The following is a 26,196-nucleotide window of genomic DNA, read 5'->3' on the forward strand; positions in this document are numbered from 1 at the left end:
ATATCCAGCCAGCGAATATTGATCGAGTGGTCAGCCTGGCGCGCCTGCAAGCACCCAGCGCATGGCCCTCCGGACGGCCGCAAGGCCACGGATTCCAGGGGTTCCAGGATGTCGTTGGCGCAGCAGATCGAACCACCGCAGGCAGACCCGGGTTGGAGCGCCCACCTGCAGTTGCGCTTCATCCAGCGCGATGGTGTGACTCGCCTTGGTGCGCGGCGCCATGTCGGACCTCTTTTGGTGCAGCGGCCATTCCATCCGGAGGGCGCGCCGTGCCATGTCTATGTGCTGCATCCGCCTGGGGGCATCGTCGCTGGTGACCGCCTGGAGCTGGATGTTCACCTTGAAAGCGGCAGCCACGCACTGCTGACCATGCCCGGCGCCAGCAAGTTCTACCGCAGCATCGGCCCGACCGCGCGCCTGACCCAGCGCTTTCACCTCGCCGCTGGCAGCACCCTGGAGTGGCTGCCCCAGGACAGCATTTTCTTCAATGGCGCCCGGGCCAGCCTCGACAGCCGCTTCAGCCTTGAACCCGGCGCCCGCATGCTGGCCTGGGAAACCTTGTGCCTGGGCCGGCCGGTGATGGGCGAGTGCTTTGCCCAGGGCGCCCTGGACAGCCGCCTGTGCATCGAACTGCCCGGTTATCCCGGCTTGCATGAGCGCCTGCGCATCGAAGGCGGGCGCCTGGACAAAGTGGGCAGATACCCGCTGATCGCGACGTTCTGCGCAACACCGGCCGACCAAGCCGTGCTGGAGCAGGTCCGGCAACAGCTCGAGGCGCTCGACACCCCGGCCGGCGCGACGTTGCTCGGCCCGCTGCTGGTGATCCGCCTGCTTGATCACGACAACCAACACCTGCAACGCAACCTGCAGCGCCTCTGGCACCTGCTGCGTCCGGCCGTGCTCGGCCTGGCGCCGTGCCCGCCGCGCATCTGGGCCACCTGAGAGAGCCGCCATGGAGCTGACCCCGAGAGAGAAAGACAAACTGCTGCTGTTCACCGCCGCGCTGCTGGCCGAACGACGCCTGGCCCGTGGCCTGCGGCTGAATTATCCGGAAGCGGTGGCACTGATCAGCGCCGCGGTGCTGGAGGGTGCCCGCGACGGCCGCACGGTGGCCGAGCTGATGAGCCTCGGGCGCGAGGTGCTGGTGCGCGAACAGGTCATGGACGGTGTGCCGGAAATGCTCCACGACGTCCAGGTCGAGGCGACCTTCCCCGACGGCACCAAGCTGGTGACCGTGCATGACCCCATTGTCTGAGGAGCCCCGTATGATCCCCGGAGAAGTCCAGGTCGCCGCAGGCGACATCGAGCTCAACGTCGGCCGAGAAACGCTCAGCGTCAGTGTGGCCAATCACGGCGACCGCCCTGTGCAAGTCGGTTCGCACTACCATTTTTTCGAAGTCAACGACGCCCTGGTGTTCGATCGCGCGCCAACCCGTGGCTTTCGGCTGGATATCCCGGCCGGCACCGCGGTGCGCTTCGAGCCGGGCCAGGCGCGCACCGTGCAACTGGTGGCCTACGCCGGCAAGCGTGAGGTCTATGGCTTCCAGGGCAAAGTGATGGGCGCGCTGGAGGGCAGGGCATGAGCCGCATTTCCCGGCAGGCCTACGCCGACATGTTCGGCCCCACCGTCGGCGACCGTGTGCGCCTGGCCGACACCGCGCTGTGGGTGGAAGTGGAGAAAGACTTCACGGTCTATGGCGAGGAGGTCAAGTTCGGCGGCGGCAAGGTGATTCGCGACGGCATGGGCCAGGGCCAGATGCTGGCAGCCGAGGCCATGGACCTGGTACTGACCAATGCCCTGGTCATCGACCACTGGGGCATCGTCAAGGCCGACATCGGCGTCAAGCACGGGCGTATCGCCGCCATCGGCAAGGCCGGCAATCCTGACGTGCAACCCGGCATCACCGTACCGGTCGGACCGGGCACCGAGGTGATCGCCGCCGAAGGCAAGATCGTCACTGCCGGTGGCATCGATTCGCACATCCACTTCATCTGTCCGCAGCAGGTGGAAGAGGCGCTGACCAGCGGCGTCACCACCTTCATCGGCGGTGGCACGGGGCCGGCCACCGGCACCAACGCCACCACGTGCACCCCAGGCCCCTGGTACCTGGCGCGCATGCTCCAGGCCGCCGACAGCCTGCCGATCAACATCGGCCTGCTGGGCAAGGGCAATGCCTCGCGCCCCGAGGCGTTACGCGAGCAGATCGCCGCCGGCGCCGTGGGCCTCAAGCTGCACGAGGACTGGGGTTCGACGCCCGCGGCCATCGACTGCTGCCTGGGCGTGGCCGAAGAAATGGACATCCAGGTTGCGATCCACACCGACACCCTCAACGAGTCGGGCTGCATCGAGGACACCCTCGCCGCGATCGGCGAGCGCACCATCCACACCTTCCACACCGAAGGCGCGGGCGGAGGTCATGCACCGGACATCATCCGCGCGGCCGGCCAGGCCAACGTGCTGCCGTCATCGACCAACCCGACCCTGCCGTACACCGTCAACACCGTCGACGAACACCTGGACATGCTCATGGTCTGCCATCACCTGGACCCGAGCATCGCCGAAGATGTGGCCTTCGCCGAATCACGCATCCGCCGCGAAACCATTGCCGCCGAGGACATTCTCCACGACATGGGCGCATTCGCCATGACCTCGTCCGACTCCCAGGCCATGGGCCGGGTTGGCGAAGTGGTGTTGCGCACCTGGCAGGTGGCCCACCAGATGAAACTACGTCGTGGGCCGTTGGCGCCGGACAGCGGCTACAGCGACAACTTCCGGGTCAAACGCTACATCGCCAAATACACGATCAACCCGGCGCTGACCCACGGCATCGCCCACGAAGTGGGCTCGGTTGAGGTGGGCAAACTCGCCGACCTGGTGTTATGGGCGCCTGCGTTTTTCGCGGTCAAGCCAGCGCTGGTGCTCAAGGGCGGGATGATCGTCACCGCGCCCATGGGTGATATCAATGGCTCGATCCCGACGCCACAACCGGTGCACTACCGGCCGATGTTCGGCGCCCTGGGCGCGGCCCGGCATGCCACGCGCATGACCTTCCTGCCCCAGGCGGCCATGGATCGAGGCCTGGCCGAGGAATTGAACCTGCGCAGCCTGATCGGCGTGGCCCACGGCTGTCGCCGGGTACGCAAGGCCAACATGGTCCACAACACCTTGCAGCCGCTGATCGAAGTCGATGCGCAGACCTACCAGGTGCGTGCCGATGGCGAGCTGCTGGTCTGCGAGCCGGCCCGCGAATTGCCGCTGGCCCAGCGTTATTTCCTGTTCTGAAGGAGCGAACATGATCCTACTCACCCGGCGGGTCCCTGAAACCGTAACGGCTACTGGCACCCTCACGCTCGATGTCGACAGCCGGATCAAGAGCCGGCTGCGGGTCACCCTGGATGATGGTCGCGAGGCCGGGCTGATGCTTGAACGCGGCCATCTGTTGCGCGGTGGCGAGCTGCTCGCTGACGCCGATGGCCGCCAGGTGATCCGCGTGCTGGCGGCGCCTGAAGCCGTGTCGACGGTGCGCTGCGACGACCCGCACTTGCTGGCCCGCGCTGCTTATCACCTGGGTAACCGCCATGTGCCGTTGCAGATCGAACCAGGCCTGTTGCGTTACCAACACGACCATGTGCTCGACGACATGGTGCGTGGCCTGGGCCTGACCGTCGACGCCGAACTGGCGCCGTTCGAGCCCGAGTCTGGCGCCTACCAGAGTGCCCCCCACAGCCACGGTCATGGCCACGATCACCCGTTCGTGCGCCTGCCTGCCCATTCCTGAACCACCTTTGGAGCTTGCGATGAAAAAGACTTTCGCCCTGATGTTGTTGCTGGTGGCCTTGCCAGCCTTCGCCCACCCAGGCCATGACACCAACCCGCTGCAGGACGGCCTGCTGCATCCGCTGACGGGGCTCGATCACTTGCTGATGCTGATCGGCACCGGCGTGCTCGCGGCCTTGACCCGGCGCAGCCTTACTCTGCCGTTGACCACCCTGGCGGCGATGTTCGGCGGTGCCGTGTGCGGCCATCTGTTCGGCGATGTGGTGGGCATGGAGCAGATGATCGTCGCGTCACTGCTGGTGGCTGCCGCCGCCATGCTGCTGCCGAGCCGTCAGCTGCTACTGTCGCTGATCATGCCGGTGTTCGCCCTGTTCCATGGCTGGGCCCATGGCGTCGAGGCCACGCCCAGTGCGTTCTGGCTGTTCAGCGCCGGCTTCGTCACGGTAAGTGGCCTGTTGCTGGTGGTCGGTTTCGCTGTGGGCTGCCTGCTGCGTCGCCATGCCGGCCTGCAAAAGGCCTTCGGCGGTGGCCTGCTGGCCGGCGCCGCGCTGGTGCTGGCTGGCTGATGAACACTGACCTGGCGTTGCTGCGCTTGCTGCAGCTGGCCAGCCCGGGTCTGCCAGTGGGTGGCTTCACCTACTCGCAAGGCTTGGAGTGGGCTGTAGAAGCCGGTTGGGTGAACTCTGTCTCAGGCTTCGCCGCCTGGCAGCGCGAGCAATTGCACGACACCCTCGGCTGCCTCGACTGGCCGGTACTGGCACGCCTATACCATGCCTGCCAGGCCGACGACGCCGAGGCGTTTGCCCGCTGGAGCCGTTTCCTGCTGGCCAACCGCGAGACGGCTGAACTGCGTCTCGAAGAAACCCAGCGTGGCAGCGCTTTGGCCCGCCTGCTGGATGGCTGGCAGCTGGGCCAGGATTCGGCCTGGCGCAGCAGCCTCGAACTCAGCCAGCTCGGTGGCATGGCCTGGCTAGGCGCGCACTGGTCCATTCCAGTGCGCGACCTCGCCCTGGGCCATGGCTTTGCCTGGCTGGAGGGGGCGGTGATGGCGGGTGTCAAGTTGGTGCCGTTCGGTCAACAAGCTGCCCAGACACTGCTGCGCGACCTGAGTGAGGAACTGCCCGCCGTGCTCGGTCATGCACTGGCGCTCGAGGATGACCAACTCGGCGGCGGCCTGCCGTTGCTGGCCATCGCCTCATCGCGCCACGAAACCCAATACACCCGTTTGTTCCGTTCCTGAGGACTGCCACGATGCAAAACTACCAGCAACCCCTGCGTGTCGGTGTTGGCGGCCCAGTGGGCTCCGGCAAGACCGCGCTGCTTGAAGCGCTGTGCAAGGCCATGCGCGATCGTTACGAGATCGCCGTGGTGACCAACGACATCTACACCAAGGAAGACCAGCGCATCCTCACCGAGGCCGGCGCCCTTGAGCCTGAGCGCATCGTCGGTGTCGAAACCGGTGGCTGCCCGCATACGGCGATCCGCGAAGATGCCTCGATGAACCTGGCGGCAGTCGAGGCATTGGCGCGCAAGTTCGGCAACCTTGAGGTGATCTTCGTCGAGAGTGGCGGCGACAACCTCAGTGCCACCTTCAGCCCGGAGCTCGCTGACCTGACCATCTATGTGATCGACGTCGCCGAGGGCGAGAAAATTCCGCGCAAGGGTGGGCCGGGCATCACCAAGTCGGATTTCCTGGTGATCAACAAGACCGACCTGGCGCCGTATGTAGGAGCCTCGTTGGAAGTGATGGAGCGCGATACCCGACGCATGCGCCCGGAGCGGCCATGGACGTTCAGCAATCTGAAGAAAGGCGAGGGGCTGCAAGCGGTGATCGATTTCATCGTCGAGCGGGGAATGCTGGGCGTCAGGGGCTGACGAGCGCGTCACGGCACTGGAGAAATTACCCGCTGCCTGCATGACACGGGCAGCGCTACGGTGCGTGGTGGATGAGCTGGCTGCAGCGGCGGCCTGTCGCTGCTTCAAGTTCGCAAGAATGGATCAACGGATACTGGGAGTTTGAAAATGAACATGCGGTCAACGGCAGCATTGCTGCTGGTCATGGGCTTTGCGCTGGCAGGCCAGGCAACGGGGGCGGGGTTTGCCGCGCCAGAGGTGTCGGAACAACTGAGCAGAGGCGTCGGGCCTGTCGTGGGGATGCCATGTGCGCCTGGATACAAGTTGGTGGGCGACGATTGTGTACTGGTGAACATTGATTTTGAGTGACCAGACACGCGGCGGGCGCGAGTAGGAAGTCGAGTGAACGGTGGTGGGTGACTCAGCATTCTTCAATGTTTCCTACAAGCCAGAGAGCGGTCTTCGGTGTGACGTGTAGGACTTTGGCTAAATCCGGTCGTTCGGGAGAAGGATAAAGTCTGTCGGACTGCCGATATGGAAGTAAGACACTTCCCTTGCTGCAGTTAAAACCAGAAGATTCGCTTAAGGAAACAGATATGAAGAAGTTCGCAATGATCGCACTGTTGGCAACTGCTGGCATGTTTCAGGTTGCTCATGCGTCGTACCCCGAGTTTCTCGAAAAATGCGCGGAAGGTTACTACATGACAGAGACGGGCGGGTGCCAGCCTGATTTCGACTTCGACTAAGCGTCGTTCCGTTTCGCCGGCAAGCCGGTTCCTGCAGACGATCGCGTAACTCTGTAGGAGCCGGCTTGCCGGCGAAGAGGCCCTGACAGGCCGCACGAAAAGTATGCTCAAGCCATAGGTAAATCCTCGATCACACAGTCATCCGTACGCCCCGGCACCCAGGTAAAGTGACAGGAAAATCCCACGGTGCTGTGATCGGCGCCAGAGAGGTGCTTGTGGCTTCCTACACCTTGCGTCAACTCAAATACTTCGTCACCACGGTCGAGGCCGGCAGTGTCGCCGAAGCCTCCCGCCAGTTGTACATCGCCCAGCCGTCCATCTCCACGGCCATCAAGAGCCTCGAAGAAAGCTTCGGCGTGCAGCTGTTCATCCGCCACCATGCCCAGGGCGTGTCACTGACCCCCAGTGGCAAGCGCTTCTACGCCAAGACCAAGTCGCTGCTGCAGATGGCCCATGAATTCGAGCAGAACGCCCTGGCCGACAACGACACCGTGGCCGGCCAGATCGATATCGGCTGCTTCGAGACCGTGGCGCCACTGTACCTGCCCCGGTTGATCGCGGGCTTTCGCGAGCGCTATCCGGGGGTGGACATTCGCCTGCGTGACGGCGAGCAGCAGGACCTGATCCAGGGGCTGACCGCTGGCACCTTCGACCTGGCCTTCCTCTATGACCACGACCTTGACGGCACCATCGAGACCGAGCCGTTGATGCCACCCCAGAAGCCCTATGTCCTGCTGCCGGAGAAGCACCGTTTCGCCGGGCAGGCCCAAGTGTCGCTGCGTGACCTGTGCCCGGAGCCGATGATCCTGCTCGATGTGGCGCCCAGCCGTACCTACTTCGTCAGCCTGTTCAACGAGCTGGGACTGACGCCCAACATCGTCTTCAGTTCACCCTCCATCGAGATGGTGCGAGGCATGGTGGGGCAGGGCTTTGGCTTCTCGCTGCTGGTCACCCGGCCCCATTCGGAATTCACCTATGACGGGCAGCGCCTGGTGATGCTGGATATCGCAGAGCCGGTGGCCTTGTCGGGATTGGCGGCGGCGCATCTGAAACGTGTGCAATTGACCAAACCGGCACAACTGTTCGTGGAGTTCTGCCGGGAAGAACTGGCACGGTTATAGACGCGCGCCGGCTGAAACCACAGCGCGACTCCGTACCTGTGACCACCCGTCGCTCCGTTCGTGCAAATGATCGAACAAACGCTGCCTGGCAGGATTCTTCCACTAAGGTGCTAGAGGATCTTGCATGCCTTCATTAGGCGCGGCGCATGGAGCGCCGCTTGGGCATGGGCAATATCAATTGGTACCCGGCCACGCGAGCGCGTACTTAGATAACAGGCCATCCAGCACAGAGAGGGTCGAACCATGTCGTTGATAGGAGTTTCAATGCTTGAGATGCGGCAGATGATCGAGCAGGCCTGCCTGCCGGACCGCTGCGAGGTTAGCTGCCCGGACGGCGAAAACCTCACCATCCGCCTGGGCCAGGGGCAAAACCTGGACGACTGCCTGACACTGACCGGCGTACCGGTCGCCAACCTCAACAGTTGCCGCGACCTGGTGGGGCTGGTGGCGCAGCTCAAGGAGCAGCGTCACGCTCATCCATCCGCATTCAAGGCCATCGCCTGAATATCAGGTCAGCCCGGCCGACCCAGGTTGGTCGGGCACACACGACGCTGCCTCACTGCAGTTCGAGCAGAAGGTTCAGCCCGCCATCCCCGCATTTGACGTGATCACGAACCACGCCCCGATAGCTGCGTCCCTCCCAGGTGAACGACACACTATGTGCACGGTCGACCTTGCTTGGCAGCGGTGGCTCGATATGCAGGCGCAGGGCCGGGCGGCCCTGGAGGCTGAGGGCGGCGATCTGGACCTGGCATTCGGCATGCTGCGCCACCGGGCCGAACAGGGTGTCGCGCACATAGTCCAGTTCCAGGCAGGCGCAGGGGGCACGGCAGGACATGCGCATGGCGGAACTCCAGATGAACGGGGGCAGTCATCAATCATTTGAAGTCTTCAGCACGCACTCGTTCAAATTATTTCAGCTGCGCAGGAGCATCGGGCACGGTGCGTACCCTGTAGGAGCGGGTTTACCCGCGAATACGTCAGCGGGTTCAATATTGCATTTGCGGGTAAACCCGTTCCTACAGGACATGCGCGGCACTTGTTCTCAAGGCCGCTGCGGCATCACCGAGCTGCCAAAGGCATTGCCCATCCGCGTCGAAGTCGCCGCCGGCGTGGCCAGGCCCATCTGGTTCGGCGCCTGGCGCTGCAACTGCTGCACCGGGTCAATCCGTTCCCGCAGCCCTTTGGCCGCCCGCGGATCGCTGCCTTGCAACTGTTGGCTCAAGCAGTCATAGGCCAATGCCCGTGATTGGCCGACCTGCACGTCGATGCAGCCTTGGCCGGCCTTGGGCGTCTCGGCGAGCGCCGGCAACGCACAGGCCAGCAGCGCAAAGGTAGCCAGCGACAATCTGCCCATGGGCACACTCCTTGAACCATTCCTGGGCGAAGTCTAGTCCGCGCTGTGTCGAATCCAAGTGAAGCTTTGGTTGCGGCACGCTGTCACCACAGCGTCATGCACAAGCCCCAGGATGACGTTTCCCCGGCAGCGGCGGCCAGCAAGGAGGCCCGTTCATCCGTGCGAGCATTGCGTGTGGCCGGCCTGTTGGCCCTGGCCTGGCTGCTGGTTTCGCTGCCCGTGCGCAGCCAGGTGTTGTTGGCCCTGGATATCCCGGCGCAGCCTTTGAACCTGGCCCTGGACAGCTTCGCCCGGCAGAGCGGCCTGGCGGTGCTGGTCGACCAGGCGCTGCTGGCCGGGCAACGCTCAAGCCGGGTACAGGGGCGTTACGCCGCACGGGAAGGCCTGCAGCGTCTGCTGCAAGGCACCGGCTTGCAAGCCCGCTACAGCGGGGCGGGCGGTTTCACCTTGCAGCCAGTGCGCCGGGAAAGGCTGGCGGGTGGGGGGCGCGGCAACACGACAACAACGCTGGGCAACAGTTATGCCCTGGCATTGCAACAAGCGGTGGAGCAGGCCTTGTGCAGCTCCACACTGACCCGCCCCGGCAGCTACCGGGCGGCCGTGCAGGTGTGGATCGACACGGGTGGCCAGCTGGTGCAGAGCCGGCTGCTGGCCTCGACCGGCGATTTCACCCGCGACGCCGAGCTGGTCGAGCGTTTGCGCGCGGTGCGCCTGCAACGCGCACCGCCGACATCCCTGGCGCAGCCGGTCACCCTGCTGTTGCGCCCGGTACCTATGGATTGCCCTTTATCGCAAGGAGCTGCGGCGGCATGAACACACCTCGGGACAGTGCGTTGCTCAAGCTGTTTCTGAATTCCTACGATGCCCTCAGGCTGCGCCTGAAGCGTCGGTTCGGGTGCGATGACCTGGCCCACGATGTGCTCCAGGAAACCTACCTGCGGGTCGACCGCATGGAGGCGGTGCACAACCTGCAGAAGCCGGACGCCTATCTGTACCGCATGGCCCTGAACGTCGCCGCCGACCGCCGTGAGGCCGACGCACGCCTGCTGACCGGCGCCGAGATCGAAGCCCTGCTGCACGTGGCCGAGGACCAGGACCCGGCACGCATCGTCGGTGGCCAGCGCGAGATTCAGAACCTGCTGGGGGCGCTCTACGAGCTGCCGGCCAGGCGCCGCAGAATCTTCATCGCCGCGCGCCTGGAGGAGGCCTCGCACCTGGAAATCTCCCAGCGTTTCGGCATTTCCACGCGCACCGTGGAAAAAGAGCTCAAGGCCGCCCTGGGGCATTGTGCGATGCGTCTGGATAGAAAAGCGTTCCAGCGGTTCGGTCCGGGGGCGGGAAAACCGTCTTGATCAATAGTCGACCCTTTCATGTGAGCACCATGCCCCAGATTTCGCCCGATCCCGACTTGCAGCGCCAGGCCCAGGACTGGCTCGTGCGGCTGACCTCCGGCCAGGCCAACGCGGCTGATGCCCAGGCCCTGCGACAATGGTGCGCGCGCAGCCCGGCGCATGCCGAAGCCTTCTACCAGGCACGTCGATTGTGGCGGCTGCTGGAGCCTGCCGCACGCCAGGCCAACCAGGTGCTGCCGCTTCTAGGTCGGCGAGCCTTGCTCGGAGGCGCGGTGGCCGCCTCGGCGGCGGTTGTTGCCTGGAACACTGGCTTGTTGGGCAACTTCGATGCTCCGCCGGTGGCCTTCGAGACGGCGTTGGGCGAGCAGCGCCGTGTCGAGCTGGCACCGGGGATCGACCTGGAAATGAATGTACGCACCCGTGTCAGCCGCCAGGCACACGGCATCGCGCTGCTGGGGGGCGAGATCGAGGTGTTCGCCCGCCACGCTGTGCAGGTGCGTGCGGGCGAGGGGCTGATCCGTGCCGAGCTGGCGCGGTTCAATGTTCGCGAAGACGACGACGGTGTCTGTGTCACCTGCCTGAGCGGTGAGCTGCGCATCACGGCGTTGGGGCGTGTCGAAGCGTTGCCGGCGGGGCGCCAGTTGCGTTTTGGCGCCCGGCAGATCGGTGAGCCCCAGGCCTTCGATGCCAGCCAGGTAATGGCCTGGCGCGAGCGCATGCTGGTGTTCAACGACGCACCTTTGGCCCAGGTGATCGACGAGATCAACCGCTACCGCCCCGGGCGCCTGCTGTTGCTCAACCCGTCCCTGGGGCGTCGCCGGGTACAGGCACGCCTGAGCTTCGAGCAGCTGCCCCAGGCCGCCGAGCTGATCCGCGCCGCCTACGGTGCCCGCTGCCTGGAATTGCCCGGTGGCGTGGTGCTGGTCAGTTGAAGGGCCCCAGCACCTGGCGGTAGTGCTCCTCGCCCTGGGGGCCGCGCCAGGCCAGGCGCACTTCGAGGCCGGCAGGGTTGTCCTGGGGCTGGCTCCCCGGTGCCTGCCAACCGCCCTTGGCCTGCCAGCCGCGCAGGCTGAAAACCGTCACATTGGCCAGTACCGCCGTCGCCGCTTTTGGCGCCGGCAGCGGGTAACGATCACTGGCTGGCGCCGCGGCGCGATACAGGGTGCCACCGCGTACATACCAGCGCACACGCTGCAGGCCGCTGCCCGGCACGGCGCCGTTGCGGATCAGCTCGAGGCGGTCGGGGCGGGCACGCAAGGCAGGCAGCAGCGGTTTGTCGGGCGGCTCGCGCCCCGGCAGCGGTGGTTCGGCCAGCTCCAGAGTCGCGCGCAGCGCCAGGTCGCGCTCCAGTTGCTGGAACACCCGCAGCACCGCCTGGCTGTCCTCGCTGGCCTGGCGCACATGGCGGTCGGCGCGGCTGACGCTGTCCAGCCCGCGCCAGGCGATCAGGCTGACCACTGCCATCAGCAGGATGGCGATCATCACTTCGATCAGGGTGAAGCCTTGGGCGCGGCGCTTCATGGCTGGCTCACCCGGACCTGGCCGGCGCCCGTGCGCGTCAGTTGCACCGTGACCTGGCCACTGCGCAGACGCAGCGTCAATGGTGCCGCGACCCATTCACCCTCCAGCCACAACGGGCCGCGTGGCTCGACCTGCACCTTGACCGCTTCGGCCTGCCAACGACGAGGTTGCAACGGGCCCTCGGCAAGGGCCTGGCCATCGGCCTGGACGAAGCGATAGCCACCAGGCTCGCTTTGCCAGCGCAGCGGCTGGCCGTTGGCCTGGGCCTCGCTTTGCGCCAGTTCCAGCAACTGCGCCAGGCGTTCGCCGTCGGCACGCAGGCGCTTGCCGGGGTCGGGGCGGATGTTCAGGCTGATGGCGGCGCTGGCGATCCCGACGATCACCAGCACCACCATCAGCTCGATCAGGGTGAAACCGCGTTGTCCATTCACAGAGTCGCTCCTTGTCCTGCAAGGCAGCATGCCCGATGAAGATGATCGCGATGTGAAACAAAACCGTGAGAATTGGCCGCTATGCTCGGGCGCAGGTGCACAAGGAGCCCGTGACCATGCAGATTGCCCGCATCACCGTTTCCCCCAACCTGCTGCTGCAAGGGCTGGGTGCGTTGGCCGCGGTTGCCGGCGTGCTCACCTGGGCCAGCGTGATGTTGCCTTCGGCCCCGTCGGCGAGCCTGGTCGAGCCAACTGCCACGCAGGCCATGGGCGATGCGCCCGCCGCCCGCTGGTTCGCCGATATTCCTGTGCAGGTGGACATCAAGGTCAGCGGGGTGATGGCGGGTAGCCAGGGCGCCGTGGCCATCGTCAGCCTGGACGGTGGCCCGGCCCGTGCGGTGCGCAATGGCGAGGAGCTGGCCCGCGGCGTGCGCCTGGTCGCCATCGAGGCGGATGGGTTGCTGATCGAACGCGCAGGGCAGCGCAGCCGCGTCGAGGTGCCGGTACTGGCGCGCAGGTCATTTTGGGGAGAGTGACGATCGTTGCTTCAGGGGCTGGATAAAAAGCCGCTGCCATCGATGTGGAAGCGGCTTCTCACCGACCTTCAGCAGGTTTTGCTCACCCCAGCCAAGCGCTTGATCTGCTCGGCAAAGTCTTTTTCGGCGATCTTCACCTCCACCAGCACCGGCCGGCCCACGACCATCAGCAACTTCGCCAGCACCTGCTCCAGCTGGTCCACTGTCTCCACCCGATATCCCAACGCGCCATAGCCTGTGGCCAACGCGGTGTAATCCAGCGCGGGCAGGGTATCGAACGGCGCGAACTCACCGCATGGAGTGAACGCATCGGGGTCGACGAACGCCTGCTCGATCGCATACACCTGGTTGCTCATCACGAACACCACGGCATTGATCTGGTTGCGCGCCAGCGCCGCCAGCGACTGGCTGACCATCATGAAGCCGCCGTCGCCGGCCACCACCACCGGACGGCGGCCGCTGCCCAGCGCCACACCCAGGGCGCAGCCGGTCTCGTGGCCGAGCGAGCCCCAGATGGCGTCGGAGATGAAGCTGCCCCGGGGCATGCCGTTGATGTTGCTGGCCACGTACAGCGACGAGCTTTCCCCCAGGATCAGCGTGCTGGTCTGCCACAGGCGGTGTTCCTGGGCGAAGTTCACCAGGCTGTCGAAGAAGCTCGCATAGCTCAGCGCGCTGGGCACCGCACCGCTGCCCAGCAGCGGACGCGCAGCGGCGAGGGCCATGCCCTGGCGGGGGAACTGGGTGTCCACCTTCAAGGCCTTGAGCAGCGCGTCGACGTAGTCCGGCAGGCGCACGTTGGGGTAGTTGTCGTCCCCGGCGCGGGCCAGTTCGCAGTTCACCTGGACGATCTGGCCGTAGCGCGCGTTCAACAGGTCGAGGTAGTCGTCGGTGAAGATCACGCCGATGGCGAGGATGCAGTCGCAGGCGTCCACCCGGGCCGATGTTTCCGGGCGCGAGGCGGGGCCGGCGTAGGTGCCGATGAACGGCGCCTGGCTTTCGTCGAGCACGGTCTTGGCGTCGAGAGTGGTGGAGAAGGGCAGGCCGCAACTGTCGATCAGGCATTGCACGGCATCCTGCAGGCCGTAGCGGATCACCTCCACGCCCAGCAGCACCAGGGGCTGGCGCGCCGTGGCCAGGCGCCGGACGGTGGCGTCGACCAGTTCCTGCAGGGCCTGTGGGTTGGACGGGCGCGGGGCCGGGGTCAACTGGCCATGGGGGCGGTTGACTTCGGCACCCCATATGTCCTGGTAGGCCTCCAGGTAGATGGGCTGGCGGTGGGTGAGGGCGGCGATCAGGGCGTTGTCGATCTGCCAGGGCGCGCGGTGCGGGTCGGACAGGATCTCGCAGGCCACGGTCACCTGTTCCAGCACGTTGCGGTCGGCCTCGAAGTCGCCGGTGGAGTGGTGGAACAGCACGTTCTGGCTATTGGCCTTGAGACGGTCCTTGGTCGAGGGGCTGGCGGAAATCACCACCACCGGGTTGCGTTCTACAAACGCGCCGGCGATGGCGTTCACCGCGCTGAAGGTGCCCACCCCATATTGCAGCGACACGGCACCCAGGCCATGCACCCGGGCATAGCCATCGGCGCTGTAGGCGGCGCCCATCTCGTAGATCTCGCCCACGGCGTCGATACCTTCGAAGGCATCCAGCGCGCTCATGAAGTTCGAGCAATAGTCCCCCGGCACCTGGAACACCTTGTCCAGGCCCAGTTGCTCGAGCCGGGTGAGCAAGTAGTCGGCTACGGTGAATGGACTCATGGCTTGATCCCCGCACAGATGTTCTGGGTGATGCCATCGAGCACCTGCGCGGGATGCGTGGGCATGGGCGGCTTGCTGTAGTCGATCTCCTCCGGCGCCGGGGTTGGCAGCAACTGATAGCTGGCGGGCAACCAGCTGGGGCGCGGCAGCTCGAAGAATTCCTGCAGGGCGGACTCGGCGGTGGTCAGCGCGCCCTCGACCCAGCCCTGGCCATAGGAGTAGGCCTCGCCCACGATGAACACCTGCTGGTCCTTCACCGGGTGGCGCATCTTCTGGATGATCAGGTCCACGCGGTAGTTGGCCTTCCACTCGTGCCAGCCACCGCCGTAGGGGTCGGCGTCCCAGGCGTGGTAAACGGCCGAATACGGCGCCGGCAGCTCGACCTGTGCATGCAGCTGGGTGACCTGGCGCTGGGCGATGCGGACCATCTCGTCACTGATCTGGAACTGCGTGCGCGGCACCACCGCGTCGTTGGCGATGCGCCCTTCGAGGCTGCGCGGGGTGTAGCCGACGAACTCGGGGCCGTCTTCCAGGCCTTTCCAGAACGGCACGGTGCCGATGTCGTTGTAGGAGGCCATCAGCAGCGAGTTGAAGGTCTGTTCGCCGCCCGGCTGATCGCACTCGGTGCCCATGTAGTAGCACTGGCGGATCGGCAGGTCGGTGACCGAGCGCCCGGCCACCAGGCCGAGGTTGCGCCACCAGGGTTGCTCGTAGGCCAGGAACAGCTTGAACGCCGACTGCACCAGCACCGACTTCAGGTTGTCCTTGAGCCACGGGTCGTCGAACAGCGGCGAGTCGATCAGCTCCAGCGAGCGGCGCGGCAGGGCGAGGATCACCTGGCGGGCCTCGACGACGTCCTCGCCTTCGAGGTCGTGGGTCTTGCCGTTGATGGTCTCGGTGTGGCGCAGGTGCAGGCGGTAGGGGTATTCGCTGTTGCCGCTGTAGCTCAAGGCGGCCAGGCGGCGGTTCATCTGGATGCGCTGGTCGCCGGGCACCAGCCCGCCGGCGTGCTCGACGAAGCGCTGGGCCAGGGTCAGCGGCAGGCTCTGGAAGCCATCTTTTAACGTACGGAACTCAGTAGCGTCGCTGTACTCGGTGGCGGGCAGCTGGGTCACGGCGCTGGCGTTGGCGACGTTGGCATCGTAGCCACCGGCGTCCTTCATGAACTGGTAACCCTCGTTGCTCAGCACGCGGTAGAGCAGGTCCCAGAAACCGTAGCGCCAGATCGGCTTGCCGAACACCTGCACTTGCATCTGCTCGGCCAGGCTCAGCTTGTCGAAGCCCGGGTAGATGCTGTTCATCACGTTGACCTGGAGGTCTTCGGGGTTGTAGCCGCGTTCGGTCCAGCCCAGGTCGTAGGGGATCTTGTGCGGCGCCTCGACGAAGTCGCGAAAGCGGAAGCGCTGGCCGCGCAGGTAGAACAGGTTGTCCTTGGCGCCGATGTGGTCCTGCTCGTTGCCCATGGGGAAGTCTTTGCTCGGCAGGCCCAGGTGCTGTACCAGGGTATCGACCATCACATGGCCGTCGGCACCGGGCATGTAGCGCATGCCGCCCACTTCGGCGACCACGTTGGGCAGGCCGGGCAGGTTGATGCTGAACAGGCGCCCGCCGATGCGATCACCGTATTCGAAGAGTTGGATGCGTTGGTGGGTGCCGTGGGCCTGTTGCAGGCGCCAGGCGCTGTAGGTACCGGAGACACCGCCGCCGATGATGGCGACGTCCAGGGGGGGGTTGTGGCTCATCGCAAATTCCCTTTTGTTGTGTGTGGGCAAGGAAATCCATGTGACGAGCCAGTATTGTCGAGGTTTGCCGGAATGCCAGTTTGCCATCACCGATTATTGGCGCGGCCCATATCCCATCGATTTGGCAAAACCCCTGTAGGAGCGGCTTCAGCCGCGATCACCCGCGCAGCGGGTGCCAGGCACCGCATTGTCTGTATCGCGGCTGAAGCCGCTCCTACAGAGGGCGCTGTTTCTTGCGTGACAGCGCCGCCAGCCCGACCGTCAGCGCCACTGCCAACCCCATGGCCAGGCTGATGGTCACGGCCACGCCCAGCCGTTCCAACAGTCCCGCGATCGCCAGGTAGAACGCAATCACCCCCACCGCCCCGATGGCATTGCCCCGCACCATCGCCGCCATCCCGGCCCGCCCGCCCTGCACATGGGCGAACACCACCAGCGGCCAGGCGATCACCGGGATCGGCGCGAGCATGCCGCTGGTCGCCGGGCCCAGCCAGCTGGCCAAGCTGGTGGTGATCATCAGCAACGAAGTGGCGGACACCATCCGCAGAGGAATCTCCCAGTACCGGTGTCGGGGGCGTGCGAGTGTATCGGGTGTGGGCTCGCGGCCACTGGCGCGGATCAGCACGGCGATTAGTAGCAACGCCACGGCAATCGACAGGTACAGGCTGCCCCAGTGGGTGAAGGCGGAGGCCGCCAGGCCATAGAACAGGATTGCCAGTGCCACCGCCGGGGCAATGCCGACCTTGCGCGTGGCGAACAGGTAGAACGTGTAGGTGGCCTGCACGGCGGCCAAACCGCCCAGTGCGCCAGGCACCGCGCCCAGGGCGAAGCCCGTGCCTTGCTCCAGGCACAGGAAAGTCATCACCAGGGCCGAAGTGATCGGCAGCCCGGATAGTAACCCGCCCAGCAGGCCACCCCAACGCCGTGAGGCAAGGGAGATGGCCCACATCAGCAGCGGGGTGACGATGAGTTTCAGGTAAAGGAGGGTCATTGCACAGGGTTCCGGTTCTGCAAGGTGCGCGCCCGCCGTTGGCATTGGGTGGGGCGCGGGTGACTCAACCGCGGCTGGCCTCCAGTGCCTGCGCGAGGTCGGCGATGATGTCGTCGCTGTGCTCGATGCCGATCGACAGCCGCACCATGTCCCGTGGCACGCCAGCCTTTTCCAGCTCTTCATCGTTGAGCTGGCGGTGGGTGGTGGAGGCGGGGTGGCAGGCCAGCGACTTGGCGTCGCCGATGTTCACCAGGCGCACCACCAGTTGCAGCGCATCGATGAAGCGCGCCCCGGCCGCCTGGCCGCCCTTGATGCCGAACGACAGGATCGACGCCGGCTTGCCGCCGGTGTAGCGCTGGGCCAGTTCATGCTCGGGGTGCTCGGGCAGGCCGGCGTACTTCACCCAGGCCACCTGGTCGTGTTGTTGCAGGTAACGGGCAACCTTGAGCGCGTTCTCGGTATGGCGCTCCATGCGCAGGGCCAGCGTCTCCAGGCCTTGCAGGATCAGGAAGGCATTGAACGGCGACAGCGCGGCGCCCGTGTTGCGCAGCGGCACCACGCGGCAGCGGCCGATGAAGGCGGCGGGGCCGAAGGCTTCGGTGTAGGTGACGCCGTGGTAGGACGGGTCGGGGGTGTTGAGCAGGGCGAAACGTGCCTTGTTATCGGCCCAGGGGAACTTGCCCGAATCGATGACGATGCCGCCGATGCTGGTGCCGTGGCCGCCGATGTACTTGGTCAGCGAGTGCACGACGATATCGGCGCCGTGCTCGAACGGGCGGCAGAGGATCGGCGTGGCAACGGTGTTGTCGACGATCAGTGGCACGCCATGGCGGTGGGCGGCATCGGCCAGGGCCTGGATATCGACGATGTTGCCGGCGGGGTTGCCGATGGACTCACAGAACACCGCCTTGGTGCGTGCGTCGATCAACGCCTCGAGGGCCGCGATGTCGTCGTGGGCGGCGAAGCGGGTGGTGATGCCCATGCGCGGCAGGGTGTGGGCCAGCAGGTTGTAGGTGCCGCCGTACAGCTTGGCCACCGAGACGATGTTGTCGCCGGCCTCGGCGACGGTCTGCAGGGCGTAGGTGATGGCCGCCATGCCAGAGGCCACGGCCAGCGCGCCGACCCCGCCCTCGAGGGCGGCCATGCGCTGTTCGAGCACATCGTTGGTGGGGTTCATGATGCGCGAGTAGATGTTGCCGGCCACCTTCAGGTCGAACAGGTCGGCGCCATGCTGGGTGTCGTCGAAGGCGAACGAGGTGGTCTGATAGATGGGTACGGCCACGGCCCGGGTGGTCGGGTCGGGGCTGAAGCCCGCGTGGATGGCGAGAGTTTCCAGCTTCATGCGGTCGTTCCTTGCGCGTGGGTGGAAGCGGCTGAGCATGGGGTGGGAGGTGCAAGGCGGTCAAGCGCGTGGGGTGGCACAGCGGGGCGGTGTTGTCTGTCGTACTTGGTAACTTCTCGATGGCGTAATTTCGGACGCGTCTGACATACAACACGGTTTTACGTTTTTACAGTGCGAACTTTTTACAGGGAGTTCGCAGCATGGCTTATCACGGCTACATGACGATCACGGGCGCGCTTCAGGGCCTGATTTCGGCGGGGTGTTCCACCCAGGATTCCATCGGCAACAAATGCCAGGCGGGTCATCGGGACCAGATCATGGTCCTGGCCTTCGATCACAGCCTTTCCAACCTCGACAACGTCAGCCGGGCGCTGCACCGGCCGGTCTACCTCACCAAGTTCATCGACAAGTCCACCCCGTTGCTGGCGCAGGCGCTCGATTCGAGGGAGCGGGTGGAGTGTGACCTCACCTTTTTCCGCACCAGTGCTGCGGGACTGCAGGAACGGTACTACTCGGTAAGGCTTGGCGGCGGGCTGATCGTCCAGCAGAACGTGGCCATGCCCCATGCCGTCCTGCTCAACGAGCAGGAGCCGCAGGAGCACCTGGCGATCCGCTACCGGGAGATTTCCTGGGTGCACCATGCGGCGGGAACCACCGGTTATTCGACCTGGGGTGAAGAATGACGGTGCGCAGCGAGCACGAGGTCCCGTGGGATGACGACTTCTGGGAAGTGAGCCATGCGGCGGCCCGGCTGACCCAATATGCCTGCGAGGTGGCCGCGCGGTGTTTGGATGACGGGATGTTGCGGCTGCAGTTCACGCAGGAGATGGCGTATGTCGGGAAGGGTATTGTGGAGGAGGTTCGGACGGGGAAGAAAACGCCGGAGCAAGGGCTGAATCTTATAAAAAAAGAGCATGTCGAATTGACTCAGCAGGCTCTTCAATATTCAAGGTTGGTTGCGGGTTTGGCGGCTGGAGTGTTGCAAGTTGCTGGAGGCGTTGCGGTCTGCAAACTTTCCGCAGGGATTGCATGTGCTACGGGTGGTATTGCGCTCGTACAGCACGGAATCAATGGAATTTATGAAAATGGCCGGAATATTATTCAAAGGCGAACCGATACGGTAGGACCACTTCGGTCGGGCTATCAAGAAATGGCGAAGGCTCTTGGTGGGAAAGCGTCACATGGGAATGTTGCGTATGGGGTTATGGAAATCGCTCTTTCGGTGTTTGGGTTGACCACGCTCGTGGTCAGTCGTTCTGCATGGCGACTCTACAGGTATGTCAGGGCTGATATGGTTCCTGCTTACAAAAAAATGGGGACGACTCTTGTAACGTTTGAGCTTGGGGTAAATGTCATGAACGGGGAGTTGATCTGGGTGGAGTTGACAAAGGAATGATCTCCTGGCTGTTTGGAGTCTGCGTAATTATGGGTGTGGTCGCCGCGCATGCACTCAGGTACAGATTTTCTGGGCAGAACTTCAGGTGGTGGAGTTTTTGGGTTTGTCTAATTTTTAATTTGTTTTTTATAACTTACTACATGAGGATTATGGAGCGTTCTTACTTACTATTTATTGGCTATAGGCCTGATTTTTTGTATGAGAACCCTGCTACAGGTTGGTGGTGCCTGGTGGGTATGGTGCTGCACAGCTTTGCAACACCTGTGCAATGGGAACCCAAAAGATGGTTTAGGAAAAAATGACGGGCGTCTGCATGGCTGTGGATGAAATGGCAGGCCAATAATTAGCGGGTGCTCAATGGGGTGTGAAGCTCATGTTGTATGTTGCAATGATGGTTTGGTGAGTTCTGAAGATGAGTAACCTCAGAGATGAATGATGGGTGCTCAGGAGGAGAGGTGATGATTTTATACATTATTCTGGGTGTGGTGGGGCTTGCAATCTCGAGAGGGCTTCGTTGCTTGTTGACCACGCCAAGCGAAAAGCGTGAGCTGAATTTCTTTGTCGTCATGTAAAATTTTGTTCTCATGCTGCTACATGAGGATGTCGCTATGCGGGATACCTATTTGTTTCTCTACCACTGGCCAGAGATTTCGGAGGGGTATCCAGCTATCACATGGTTGGCGTTCATGTTCCTGTTTGTTCACCTTTATGGAATTGTGGCGAAAAATAATGTTCGGTGTTTTCCCGGGATGAGAAGGAAGGGGCAGTCAATTTAATTGAAGCTCCATGCCACTTCACTGCCCCTGTACCCGTACGGTCTTCTCCTCCGTATACGCCAGCAAAGCCGCCACCTCCGTCCCCCCCCAACCGTAGGTTGAGCATCGCGAACGGGTTGTGCTGGGCAGCAAATAGGGGCGGCGAGTGATAATCAATAAATTTTGAGCCTGTTGGCGTGAATGTTCGGGGGTTGTGCATTTAACTTTTGAAGAAGGTGGGGTTTGTATGCTGGCAATTTATCTGGTTTTTTCGGTCGTTGGGCTGGCTGGCTCCCGCCTTCTTCGTTGTTTGGTTACGATGAGGGGAGAGGAACATCTGAGGCATGGCTTGGTGATGTTTTATAATTTCATTTTTGCTTTTATGCATATGGCAGTTATAGCGCAGGACAAATATTTTTATGTTTATGTGCGGCCGGATCTGGTGGGGCTTCATCCTTGGTTGGTCTGGTTCGCCTGGTTGTTTATGGTTTTGCACGTTTGGGCTAAATATCGTAATAATGATGTGAATTGCTTTCGCTGGAAAAGAGACATGGATCGATTTAAGTGATGGCGGGGCGAAGATGAGTGTGATGGTGTTTGTCCTTGTCGTGGGTTGGAGTTTTATCTCTTCACCTCTTTTGAGTTTGGTGCTTTCGGGAGCTGATCTGACCGAGGGCAAAGAGCTTATCGGCATTTATTACAACAGCGCATTCGCGGTTTTTTACTACTTCAATGTATTCCCTGGGGAGTATGGTGGCTTTGGTCCACCTCCTGAAGTCATCTTGGATCATCCATGGATCGTATGGCTCTCCATCCCGATGATCCTCTTCCACCTCTGGATGTTCCCTGGTCTGCGCCCCGCCCCTCTTCGCCTACGCCGAAAATGGGACCCCACGTTCAAACGCCACGGTGAACCATAGCCCTACCACCTCACTGCCCCTGCACCCGCACGGTCTCCTCTTCCAGATACGCCAGCAACGCCGCCACCTCCGTCTCCCCCAACCGCAGGTTGGGCATCGCCAGTTGGTTGTACTGCCCGTATAGCAGCATCGCCAGCGCATCGCGCTCGGCCAGCATTTGCTCCGGTGCCAGCAGCCAGCGTTTCAGCCACGCCTGCTCCCGCTGCCGGGTGACACCGAGCAGATCCGGCCCGATCCCTCGGGTGGCGCCGGGTTCGGCCTCGCCGACGGTATGGCAGGACGAACAGCGGGTGCGGAACAGTTGCTCGCCCGCACTGGGTGGGCGGATCTCGGGGGCCTGGGTGTAGTCGTGGCGCTGGGCGCTGGCGGTCTTCCAGTTGTGCAGGCTGTTGGCCAGGCGGTCGGCGAGGATGTACGGGCTTTCGAACGGCGATGCCTTCATCCAGCGGCCGGTGGCCTGGTTGCCGATGATCAGGCTGAGGTTGTGGTCCTTGCTGCGGCCGTTCTCCAACCCTTCGATATACAGGCCGAGGCTGCGACGCAGTTGCTCGATGTCGGCGGCTTCGCCGGTGAGCAGGGTCCAGCCGGGGCCGATGGCGAATTTTTCGGCGTAGCGTTTCAGGGTGGTGGGAGTGTCGTTGTAGGGGTCGATGCTGATCGAGTAGAAGAAGATGTCCTGGCCGACGCGTTCGCCCAGCAACTTCTGCACCTGGCGCAGGCGGGCGGTCTCCACCGGGCAGGTTTCGCCGCAGCCAGTGAAGATGAAATTGATGGCGACCACCTTGCCCTTGATCAGGTCGTCGTAGAAGTGCACGTGTTGGCCGTCCTGGGTGAGCAGGAGGATGTTGGGGAAGTAGTCGGCGCCCCAGGGGCTGGGGTCGGCGCTGGTGGGCGGGAGGGCGCCGGGGAGGGTAAGGAGGACCAGCAGGGGGAGTAGCAGGCGCCAGTGGCGGGGCATGGTGGTCGTCCTTTGTCGCGTGCAATTGGGCCTGCTGCGCAGGCCATCGCCGGCAAGGCCGGCTCCTACAGGGAGCAGGCCTTGCCGGGGCGTCACTTGATACTGATCGGCGCGGTCACGCTCTGGCCCAGCGCCGAGCGCACGGTCACCGTCGGTGGCGAGGCCGGACCGCTGCCGACGGTGGTCACCGACAGCCGCCAGCGCGCGCCGGTGCCGCTGGTGGTGAGTGTCGCGGCACCCAGCTCCAGCGGGCCGCTGGTGGTGTTGGCGGTCACGCTGATGCTGTTGTTGGCCGCCACTGACGTGGTGCCGGACAGCTCCCAGGTCCAGCGGTTGTTGCTGCGCAGTTGCACCGTGGCACTGCTGACCTGGATCTCGTCCATGGCCACCGCCGGCGTCACGGCGACGCTCACCGTGGCCGGCGTCAGCGACTCCAGGCCCTTGGCGTCGCGCGCGGCGTAGGTGAAGCTGGCGGTGAACGGGCTGGCCACGGTGGCCGGCGGGGTGTAGGTCACCTGGGTACCGTTGCTGCTGACCGTGCCCTGGCCAGAGTCGGGCTGGGCCAGGCTGCTCACGCTCAGCGGCAGGTTGCCGTCGGGGTCGCTGTCGTTGGCCAGCACGTTGAGCACGATCGGTTTGCCGGCGCTGGTGGCGGCGCTGTCGTTGACCGCCACGGGCGGCTTGTTGCCGCTGTTGTCGTCGCTGCTGGTGGCCGTGCGGAAGGTCGGCAGGGCGGCGGAGTCGACGTACTCCACGCCATCCCAGCCAGGCAGGGGCGTGGGCATCAGCTGGAACTGGCCGGGGTGTTCCAGGTCCCAGCGCAGCAGCATGGAGGTGTCTTCATGCTGGGTGTTGTGGCAGTGCTCCATGTAGGTGCCGGCGAACTCGCGGAAGCGAATGGCCATTTCCACTTCCGACGTCGACTCGCTGTCCGGGCCGATGCGGTAGACGTCCTTGCGCGCCCACTTCTCCCACTCCGGCGGCGCCTTGCCGCCACGGCTGAGGATCACCCCTTCCTCGAAGTGCACATGCACCGGGTGGCTCCAGCCGTTGCCGCCGTTCTTGATCTTCCACACTTCCAGCGTGCCGTCGCCGCTGAAGCCGCCATCGGTGGCCTCGCTGGCCAGTTGCGGGGCGGCGTTGATGCGCCGTGGGTCCATGCTGTAGCCGAAGCCGCCGTCGGTCTTGATGGTCCAGGGCGCGCTGTCGGTACCGTCCGAGCGGCCGAAGACGAACTCGCGATGGCGCGCCGCCTTGAGCTTGGCCTGGTCGCTGGTGCTGCCGGGGTCCAGGGGCAGGGGGATCATCACCAGGCCGGCGGCCTTGCCGGGCTTGGCCGGTTCGTACAGGGCCGGGTCCATGCTCAGGTCCTGGCCGCTGTAGGGTTGCACCAGCAGTTGCAGGAACTTGCCGACCGCAGGGTCGCCTTTGTCCCATTCCGGGCCCTTGCTGGTCTGCTTGATCACTGCCTTGTATTTCTCCGACAGCACGTCGGCCAGGGCGATGGCCTTGTTCGGGCCCTTGCCGGTCTGGTGTTCCATGAGGTTGACAAAGTACAGCTTGTCGCCGGGCTTGATCCCGTTTTTCGCGAAGTTGACGATGATGTCGTAGCGCTCGGCGATGCCTTGCATGGGCAGGATGGCGTTGTGGTCCTGGCGGTCACCGTCGCCGTTGAGGTCCATGCTGCCGTCGAAGGGGACGGCGTGTTCCATGAGGTTGCCGTCGTTGGCGACCAGGTGGAACGGCACGCGGTTGTAGGACAGGTTGGAGCCGGACGGCCCCTTGAATTCGCCACTGTTGCCGGCCACCTCACGCACCACGGCAAACTTGAAGTAGCGCGACACCGAGCCGTTGAGGATGCGGAAACGGTAGCTGCGGGCGCGCACCTTGAGCTTGGGTTGGTACTGCCAGTTGACCAGGATCTGGTCACCGAGGAAGCCGTCGCTGTTGAACGGGTTGAACCACAACTGGCCGTTGGCGTCCCAGGCCTTGTCGGCCACCACCAGGTTGACGTCGTAGTCGCGGTTGCCCCAGGGCATCGCGCTGCCGCTGGGCAGGCGCAGGTTGACGCCGTCCTGCAGCGCCTCGTTGCCACGGTCCAATGCCGAGTAGTAGTTCATCATCACCGCGTTGCCCTTGTAGACGTTCTGCGCGGTGAAATCGAGCATGTGGTCGTGGAACCAGTGGGTGCTCATGGTTTCGCGCCAGTCGCCGCGGATCTTGATGCTGCCGTTCTCGCAGGTCTTCAGGCCGAGGGAGGCGTCGTTGACGAACAGGGTTTCGCCCGGCGAGCAGGGGAAGGCGGCGCGTGGATCCTGGGCGCGGGTGTTGATGGTGTCGTAGCCGGCCAGCTGGATCGGCCAGCGGTAGTCGTAGTACTGGCCGGGGAAAAAGTAGGCGTTGGCGAAGCCGTCGCTTTCGGCCGGGGAGTGGCCGTTGTGCTCGTGGGTGGAGATGGTGTGCAGGCCGAAGCCGTTGTTGGCCGACGGGTCGATGGGCAGGGCGTTGTAGTGGCGCATCAGCAGCGGCTGGCCATAACGCACCATCAGTAGCTTGACCGGAAAGGTGCCGTCGAAGGTCCACAGGGCCTTGTGGCCCTGCAGCGGCATTTTCGGGTGGAAGCGGGTGTCGATGCCCTTGGTGGTGCCCAGGGTGGTGGGGATGTCGGAGGTCTGGTAGTACAGGCCGCCGGGGCCGAATTCACCCTTGCTATAGCCGTGCAGCTGTTTGCGGTCGCGCAGGCCCTGGTTGATGCGCGCGCCGGCCTGCGCGGTCTTGAACGCGGCCTGGGGGTAGAACTCGTTCCAGCGCTGGTGCGACCAGCCCTTTCCTGGGGGCCGCCCTTCGGCGGGGGAGCCGACCGAGTTGCGGTTGAGGAAGGCCTCGATCTGCGCTTTCCACGGGTTGCGGTCGAGCACGTTGGCATACTGCGAGGGGAAGGGGGTCAGGCCCGGCTGGGTGAGGAAGGCTTCCAGGGCGTTGCCGTTGGGGCTGCTGCGGGCGACGTTGTTCGGGTCCTGGGCGGGTGCCGGGCCAGTCACGGGCAGCGGGAAAGTGAGGCTGTAGGGCGGGGTGGCCGGGTCGAGTTTCTCCGGGCCGAACTCTTCGAACAGCAGCAACTGCTGGGTGAACGGCTCGGCGCCAAACAGCGGGCTCGGTTTGCCGTTTGTGGGGTACTGGCTGGAGGTCTGCTGCGCAGGAGGCAGTGCGTTGTCGGTGCTGACCGTGGCGCGGGTGCCGAACACGCCGTCGTTCAGCTCCAGCGAGCCTTCGTTTGCTTCGGGCATCGCCTTCAGGGCTTCCAGCGCCGCCGCCGTGGCCAGTGGGTCCGCAGGCGGGTCGCTGTAGGCCGACGGATCGGTGGGGGGTGGTTGGCTCACATCGTCAAGCCCGCTGGCGACCGCGCAGGCCACTCCCAGGCCGAGCAAAAGCGACGTGACAGAGGACAACCTGAACAGGTGTGTGGAAGTCGCAGCTGGTTTCTTCATAGCCGTGTGCCCCGTGTTGTGCAGCCTGGCATCTGCTGCCACCGGCGAAGGTGGCGATGTGCCTTGTTTCAAAGGGGCCGAGCAACGGTTATGCCAAGGTGAAAACGGCTGGAAGGTACATGTTTCAAGATGTTGCGCTGATGCGAAGTAG

General features: G+C 64.1%; 29 protein-coding genes. 19 read left to right on the top strand and 10 right to left on the bottom strand.

Annotated elements, in window-relative coordinates; all coding sequences use genetic code 11:
- Window positions 1-108 precede the first annotated feature (108 nt).
- The 11 genes from NGM28_RS02965 to NGM28_RS03015 all read left to right on the top strand — a co-directional run bounded on the left by NGM28_RS02965 (window position 109) and on the right by NGM28_RS03015 (window position 8,003).
- The gene (locus NGM28_RS02965) at window positions 109-942 is read left to right on the top strand and encodes an urease accessory protein UreD (RefSeq protein ID WP_252088629.1); all 834 of its coding nucleotides are present in this window, start codon (window positions 109-111) and stop codon (window positions 940-942) included.
- A 10-nt stretch (window positions 943-952) separates the two neighbouring features.
- On the top strand, window positions 953-1,255 hold the full coding sequence (locus NGM28_RS02970; RefSeq protein ID WP_011533326.1) for an urease subunit gamma: 303 nt from the start codon (window positions 953-955) through the stop codon (window positions 1,253-1,255).
- A gap of 10 nt (window positions 1,256-1,265) precedes the next feature.
- Window positions 1,266-1,583, top strand: coding sequence for an urease subunit beta (locus NGM28_RS02975; RefSeq protein WP_240063279.1), 318 nt, complete (start codon window positions 1,266-1,268; stop codon window positions 1,581-1,583).
- Window positions 1,580-3,283, top strand: a complete 1,704-nt coding sequence (gene ureC / locus NGM28_RS02980; protein ID WP_252088630.1) for an urease subunit alpha — start codon at window positions 1,580-1,582, stop codon at window positions 3,281-3,283. The genes NGM28_RS02975 and ureC overlap by 4 nt, the downstream gene beginning before the upstream one ends.
- Window positions 3,284-3,293: 10 nt before the next feature.
- On the top strand, window positions 3,294-3,779 hold the full coding sequence (gene ureE, locus NGM28_RS02985; RefSeq protein WP_252088631.1) for an urease accessory protein UreE: 486 nt from the start codon (window positions 3,294-3,296) through the stop codon (window positions 3,777-3,779).
- A gap of 19 nt (window positions 3,780-3,798) precedes the next feature.
- Window positions 3,799-4,344 carry a HupE/UreJ family protein gene (locus tag NGM28_RS02990; protein WP_240063282.1) on the top strand — a complete coding sequence of 182 codons (546 nt, stop codon included), beginning with the start codon at window positions 3,799-3,801 and terminating at the stop codon, window positions 4,342-4,344.
- Window positions 4,344-5,018, top strand: coding sequence for an urease accessory protein UreF (locus tag NGM28_RS02995; protein WP_240063283.1), 675 nt, complete (start codon window positions 4,344-4,346; stop codon window positions 5,016-5,018). Before NGM28_RS02990 ends, NGM28_RS02995 begins: the two co-directional genes overlap by 1 nt.
- A gap of 11 nt (window positions 5,019-5,029) precedes the next feature.
- Window positions 5,030-5,653, top strand: coding sequence for an urease accessory protein UreG (gene ureG, locus NGM28_RS03000; protein ID WP_252088632.1), 624 nt, complete (start codon window positions 5,030-5,032; stop codon window positions 5,651-5,653).
- 575 nt (window positions 5,654-6,228) lie between these two features.
- A complete protein-coding gene (locus NGM28_RS03005) occupies window positions 6,229-6,378 on the top strand; it encodes a hypothetical protein (RefSeq protein WP_252088633.1) in 150 nt (49 codons plus the stop codon).
- A gap of 215 nt (window positions 6,379-6,593) precedes the next feature.
- Window positions 6,594-7,499 (top strand): LysR family transcriptional regulator, encoded by a 906-nt coding sequence (locus NGM28_RS03010; RefSeq protein WP_240063287.1) that lies wholly within the window; start codon window positions 6,594-6,596, stop codon window positions 7,497-7,499.
- Window positions 7,500-7,742: 243 nt separating this feature from the next.
- Window positions 7,743-8,003, top strand: coding sequence for a DUF1652 domain-containing protein (locus NGM28_RS03015; RefSeq protein WP_240063288.1), 261 nt, complete (start codon window positions 7,743-7,745; stop codon window positions 8,001-8,003).
- A gap of 52 nt (window positions 8,004-8,055) precedes the next feature.
- Here NGM28_RS03015 and NGM28_RS03020 read toward each other — a convergent pair whose 3' ends face one another.
- Together NGM28_RS03020 and NGM28_RS03025 are read right to left on the bottom strand one after the other, a co-directional pair.
- A complete protein-coding gene (locus NGM28_RS03020) occupies window positions 8,056-8,343 on the bottom strand; it encodes a hypothetical protein (protein WP_252088634.1) in 288 nt (95 codons plus the stop codon).
- 201 nt (window positions 8,344-8,544) lie between these two features.
- Window positions 8,545-8,856: a hypothetical protein gene (locus NGM28_RS03025; protein ID WP_252088635.1), complete on the bottom strand. Its 312-nt coding sequence runs from the start codon at window positions 8,854-8,856 to the stop codon at window positions 8,545-8,547.
- A 159-nt stretch (window positions 8,857-9,015) separates the two neighbouring features.
- Here NGM28_RS03025 and NGM28_RS03030 point away from each other — a divergent pair, with 159 nt between their 5' ends.
- From NGM28_RS03030 to NGM28_RS03040, 3 genes are read left to right on the top strand one after another with little or no spacing between them, the layout of a single operon-like run.
- Window positions 9,016-9,669, top strand: coding sequence for an STN domain-containing protein (locus tag NGM28_RS03030; RefSeq protein WP_252088636.1), 654 nt, complete (start codon window positions 9,016-9,018; stop codon window positions 9,667-9,669).
- Window positions 9,666-10,208, top strand: coding sequence for an RNA polymerase sigma factor (locus tag NGM28_RS03035; protein WP_240063292.1), 543 nt, complete (start codon window positions 9,666-9,668; stop codon window positions 10,206-10,208). Before NGM28_RS03030 ends, NGM28_RS03035 begins: the two co-directional genes overlap by 4 nt.
- 29 nt (window positions 10,209-10,237) lie before the next feature.
- Window positions 10,238-11,140, top strand: coding sequence for a FecR family protein (locus tag NGM28_RS03040; RefSeq protein ID WP_252088637.1), 903 nt, complete (start codon window positions 10,238-10,240; stop codon window positions 11,138-11,140).
- On the opposite strand, the gene NGM28_RS03045 is transcribed toward NGM28_RS03040, so the two are convergent.
- Both NGM28_RS03045 and NGM28_RS03050 read right to left on the bottom strand, forming a co-directional pair.
- Window positions 11,133-11,729, bottom strand: coding sequence for a type II secretion system protein GspJ (locus tag NGM28_RS03045; RefSeq protein ID WP_252088638.1), 597 nt, complete (start codon window positions 11,727-11,729; stop codon window positions 11,133-11,135). The genes NGM28_RS03040 and NGM28_RS03045 overlap by 8 nt on opposite strands.
- Entirely contained in the window at window positions 11,726-12,160 is a 435-nt protein-coding gene (locus NGM28_RS03050; RefSeq protein WP_252088639.1) for a GspH/FimT family pseudopilin, read from the bottom strand. Before NGM28_RS03050 ends, NGM28_RS03045 begins: the two co-directional genes overlap by 4 nt.
- Window positions 12,161-12,276: 116 nt before the next feature.
- Between NGM28_RS03050 and NGM28_RS03055 the strand changes: the two genes are divergently transcribed.
- On the top strand, window positions 12,277-12,696 hold the full coding sequence (locus tag NGM28_RS03055; RefSeq protein ID WP_240063296.1) for a type II secretion system protein N: 420 nt from the start codon (window positions 12,277-12,279) through the stop codon (window positions 12,694-12,696).
- A gap of 68 nt (window positions 12,697-12,764) precedes the next feature.
- Here the strand turns inward: NGM28_RS03055 and NGM28_RS03060 are convergent, their stop codons facing one another.
- From NGM28_RS03060 to NGM28_RS03075, 4 genes are all read right to left on the bottom strand, one after another.
- A complete protein-coding gene (locus NGM28_RS03060) occupies window positions 12,765-14,453 on the bottom strand; it encodes an alpha-keto acid decarboxylase family protein (protein ID WP_252088640.1) in 1,689 nt (562 codons plus the stop codon).
- Window positions 14,450-16,195: a flavin monoamine oxidase family protein gene (locus tag NGM28_RS03065; RefSeq protein WP_252088641.1), complete on the bottom strand. Its 1,746-nt coding sequence runs from the start codon at window positions 16,193-16,195 to the stop codon at window positions 14,450-14,452. The genes NGM28_RS03060 and NGM28_RS03065 overlap by 4 nt, the downstream gene beginning before the upstream one ends.
- Window positions 16,196-16,409: 214 nt before the next feature.
- Window positions 16,410-17,186 carry a hypothetical protein gene (locus tag NGM28_RS03070; protein WP_252088642.1) on the bottom strand — a complete coding sequence of 259 codons (777 nt, stop codon included), beginning with the start codon at window positions 17,184-17,186 and terminating at the stop codon, window positions 16,410-16,412.
- 64 nt (window positions 17,187-17,250) lie between these two features.
- A complete protein-coding gene (locus NGM28_RS03075) occupies window positions 17,251-18,528 on the bottom strand; it encodes a bifunctional O-acetylhomoserine aminocarboxypropyltransferase/cysteine synthase (protein ID WP_252088643.1) in 1,278 nt (425 codons plus the stop codon).
- Window positions 18,529-18,728: 200 nt separating this feature from the next.
- Here NGM28_RS03075 and NGM28_RS03080 point away from each other — a divergent pair, with 200 nt between their 5' ends.
- From NGM28_RS03080 to NGM28_RS03095, 4 genes are all read left to right on the top strand, one after another.
- Window positions 18,729-19,211 carry an Hcp family type VI secretion system effector gene (locus tag NGM28_RS03080; protein WP_011533351.1) on the top strand — a complete coding sequence of 161 codons (483 nt, stop codon included), beginning with the start codon at window positions 18,729-18,731 and terminating at the stop codon, window positions 19,209-19,211.
- Window positions 19,208-19,924 carry a DUF4225 domain-containing protein gene (locus NGM28_RS03085; RefSeq protein ID WP_252088644.1) on the top strand — a complete coding sequence of 239 codons (717 nt, stop codon included), beginning with the start codon at window positions 19,208-19,210 and terminating at the stop codon, window positions 19,922-19,924. Before NGM28_RS03080 ends, NGM28_RS03085 begins: the two co-directional genes overlap by 4 nt.
- A gap of 1,002 nt (window positions 19,925-20,926) precedes the next feature.
- Window positions 20,927-21,247, top strand: a complete 321-nt coding sequence (locus tag NGM28_RS03090) for a hypothetical protein (protein WP_252088645.1) — start codon at window positions 20,927-20,929, stop codon at window positions 21,245-21,247.
- A gap of 13 nt (window positions 21,248-21,260) precedes the next feature.
- Window positions 21,261-21,599 carry a hypothetical protein gene (locus NGM28_RS03095; RefSeq protein ID WP_252088646.1) on the top strand — a complete coding sequence of 113 codons (339 nt, stop codon included), beginning with the start codon at window positions 21,261-21,263 and terminating at the stop codon, window positions 21,597-21,599.
- A gap of 10 nt (window positions 21,600-21,609) precedes the next feature.
- Here the strand turns inward: NGM28_RS03095 and NGM28_RS03100 are convergent, their stop codons facing one another.
- Complete coding sequence (locus NGM28_RS03100; protein WP_252088647.1) at window positions 21,610-22,557, bottom strand: SCO family protein; 948 nt, start codon at window positions 22,555-22,557, stop codon at window positions 21,610-21,612.
- A gap of 92 nt (window positions 22,558-22,649) precedes the next feature.
- Window positions 22,650-26,045: an Ig-like domain-containing protein gene (locus NGM28_RS03105; RefSeq protein ID WP_252088648.1), complete on the bottom strand. Its 3,396-nt coding sequence runs from the start codon at window positions 26,043-26,045 to the stop codon at window positions 22,650-22,652.
- Window positions 26,046-26,196: the final 151 nt, after the last annotated feature.

Origin of the sequence: Pseudomonas sp. MWU13-3659, assembly GCF_023757525.1 — a bacterium.
Classification (GTDB): Bacteria; Pseudomonadota; Gammaproteobacteria; order Pseudomonadales; family Pseudomonadaceae; genus Aquipseudomonas; species Aquipseudomonas entomophila_E.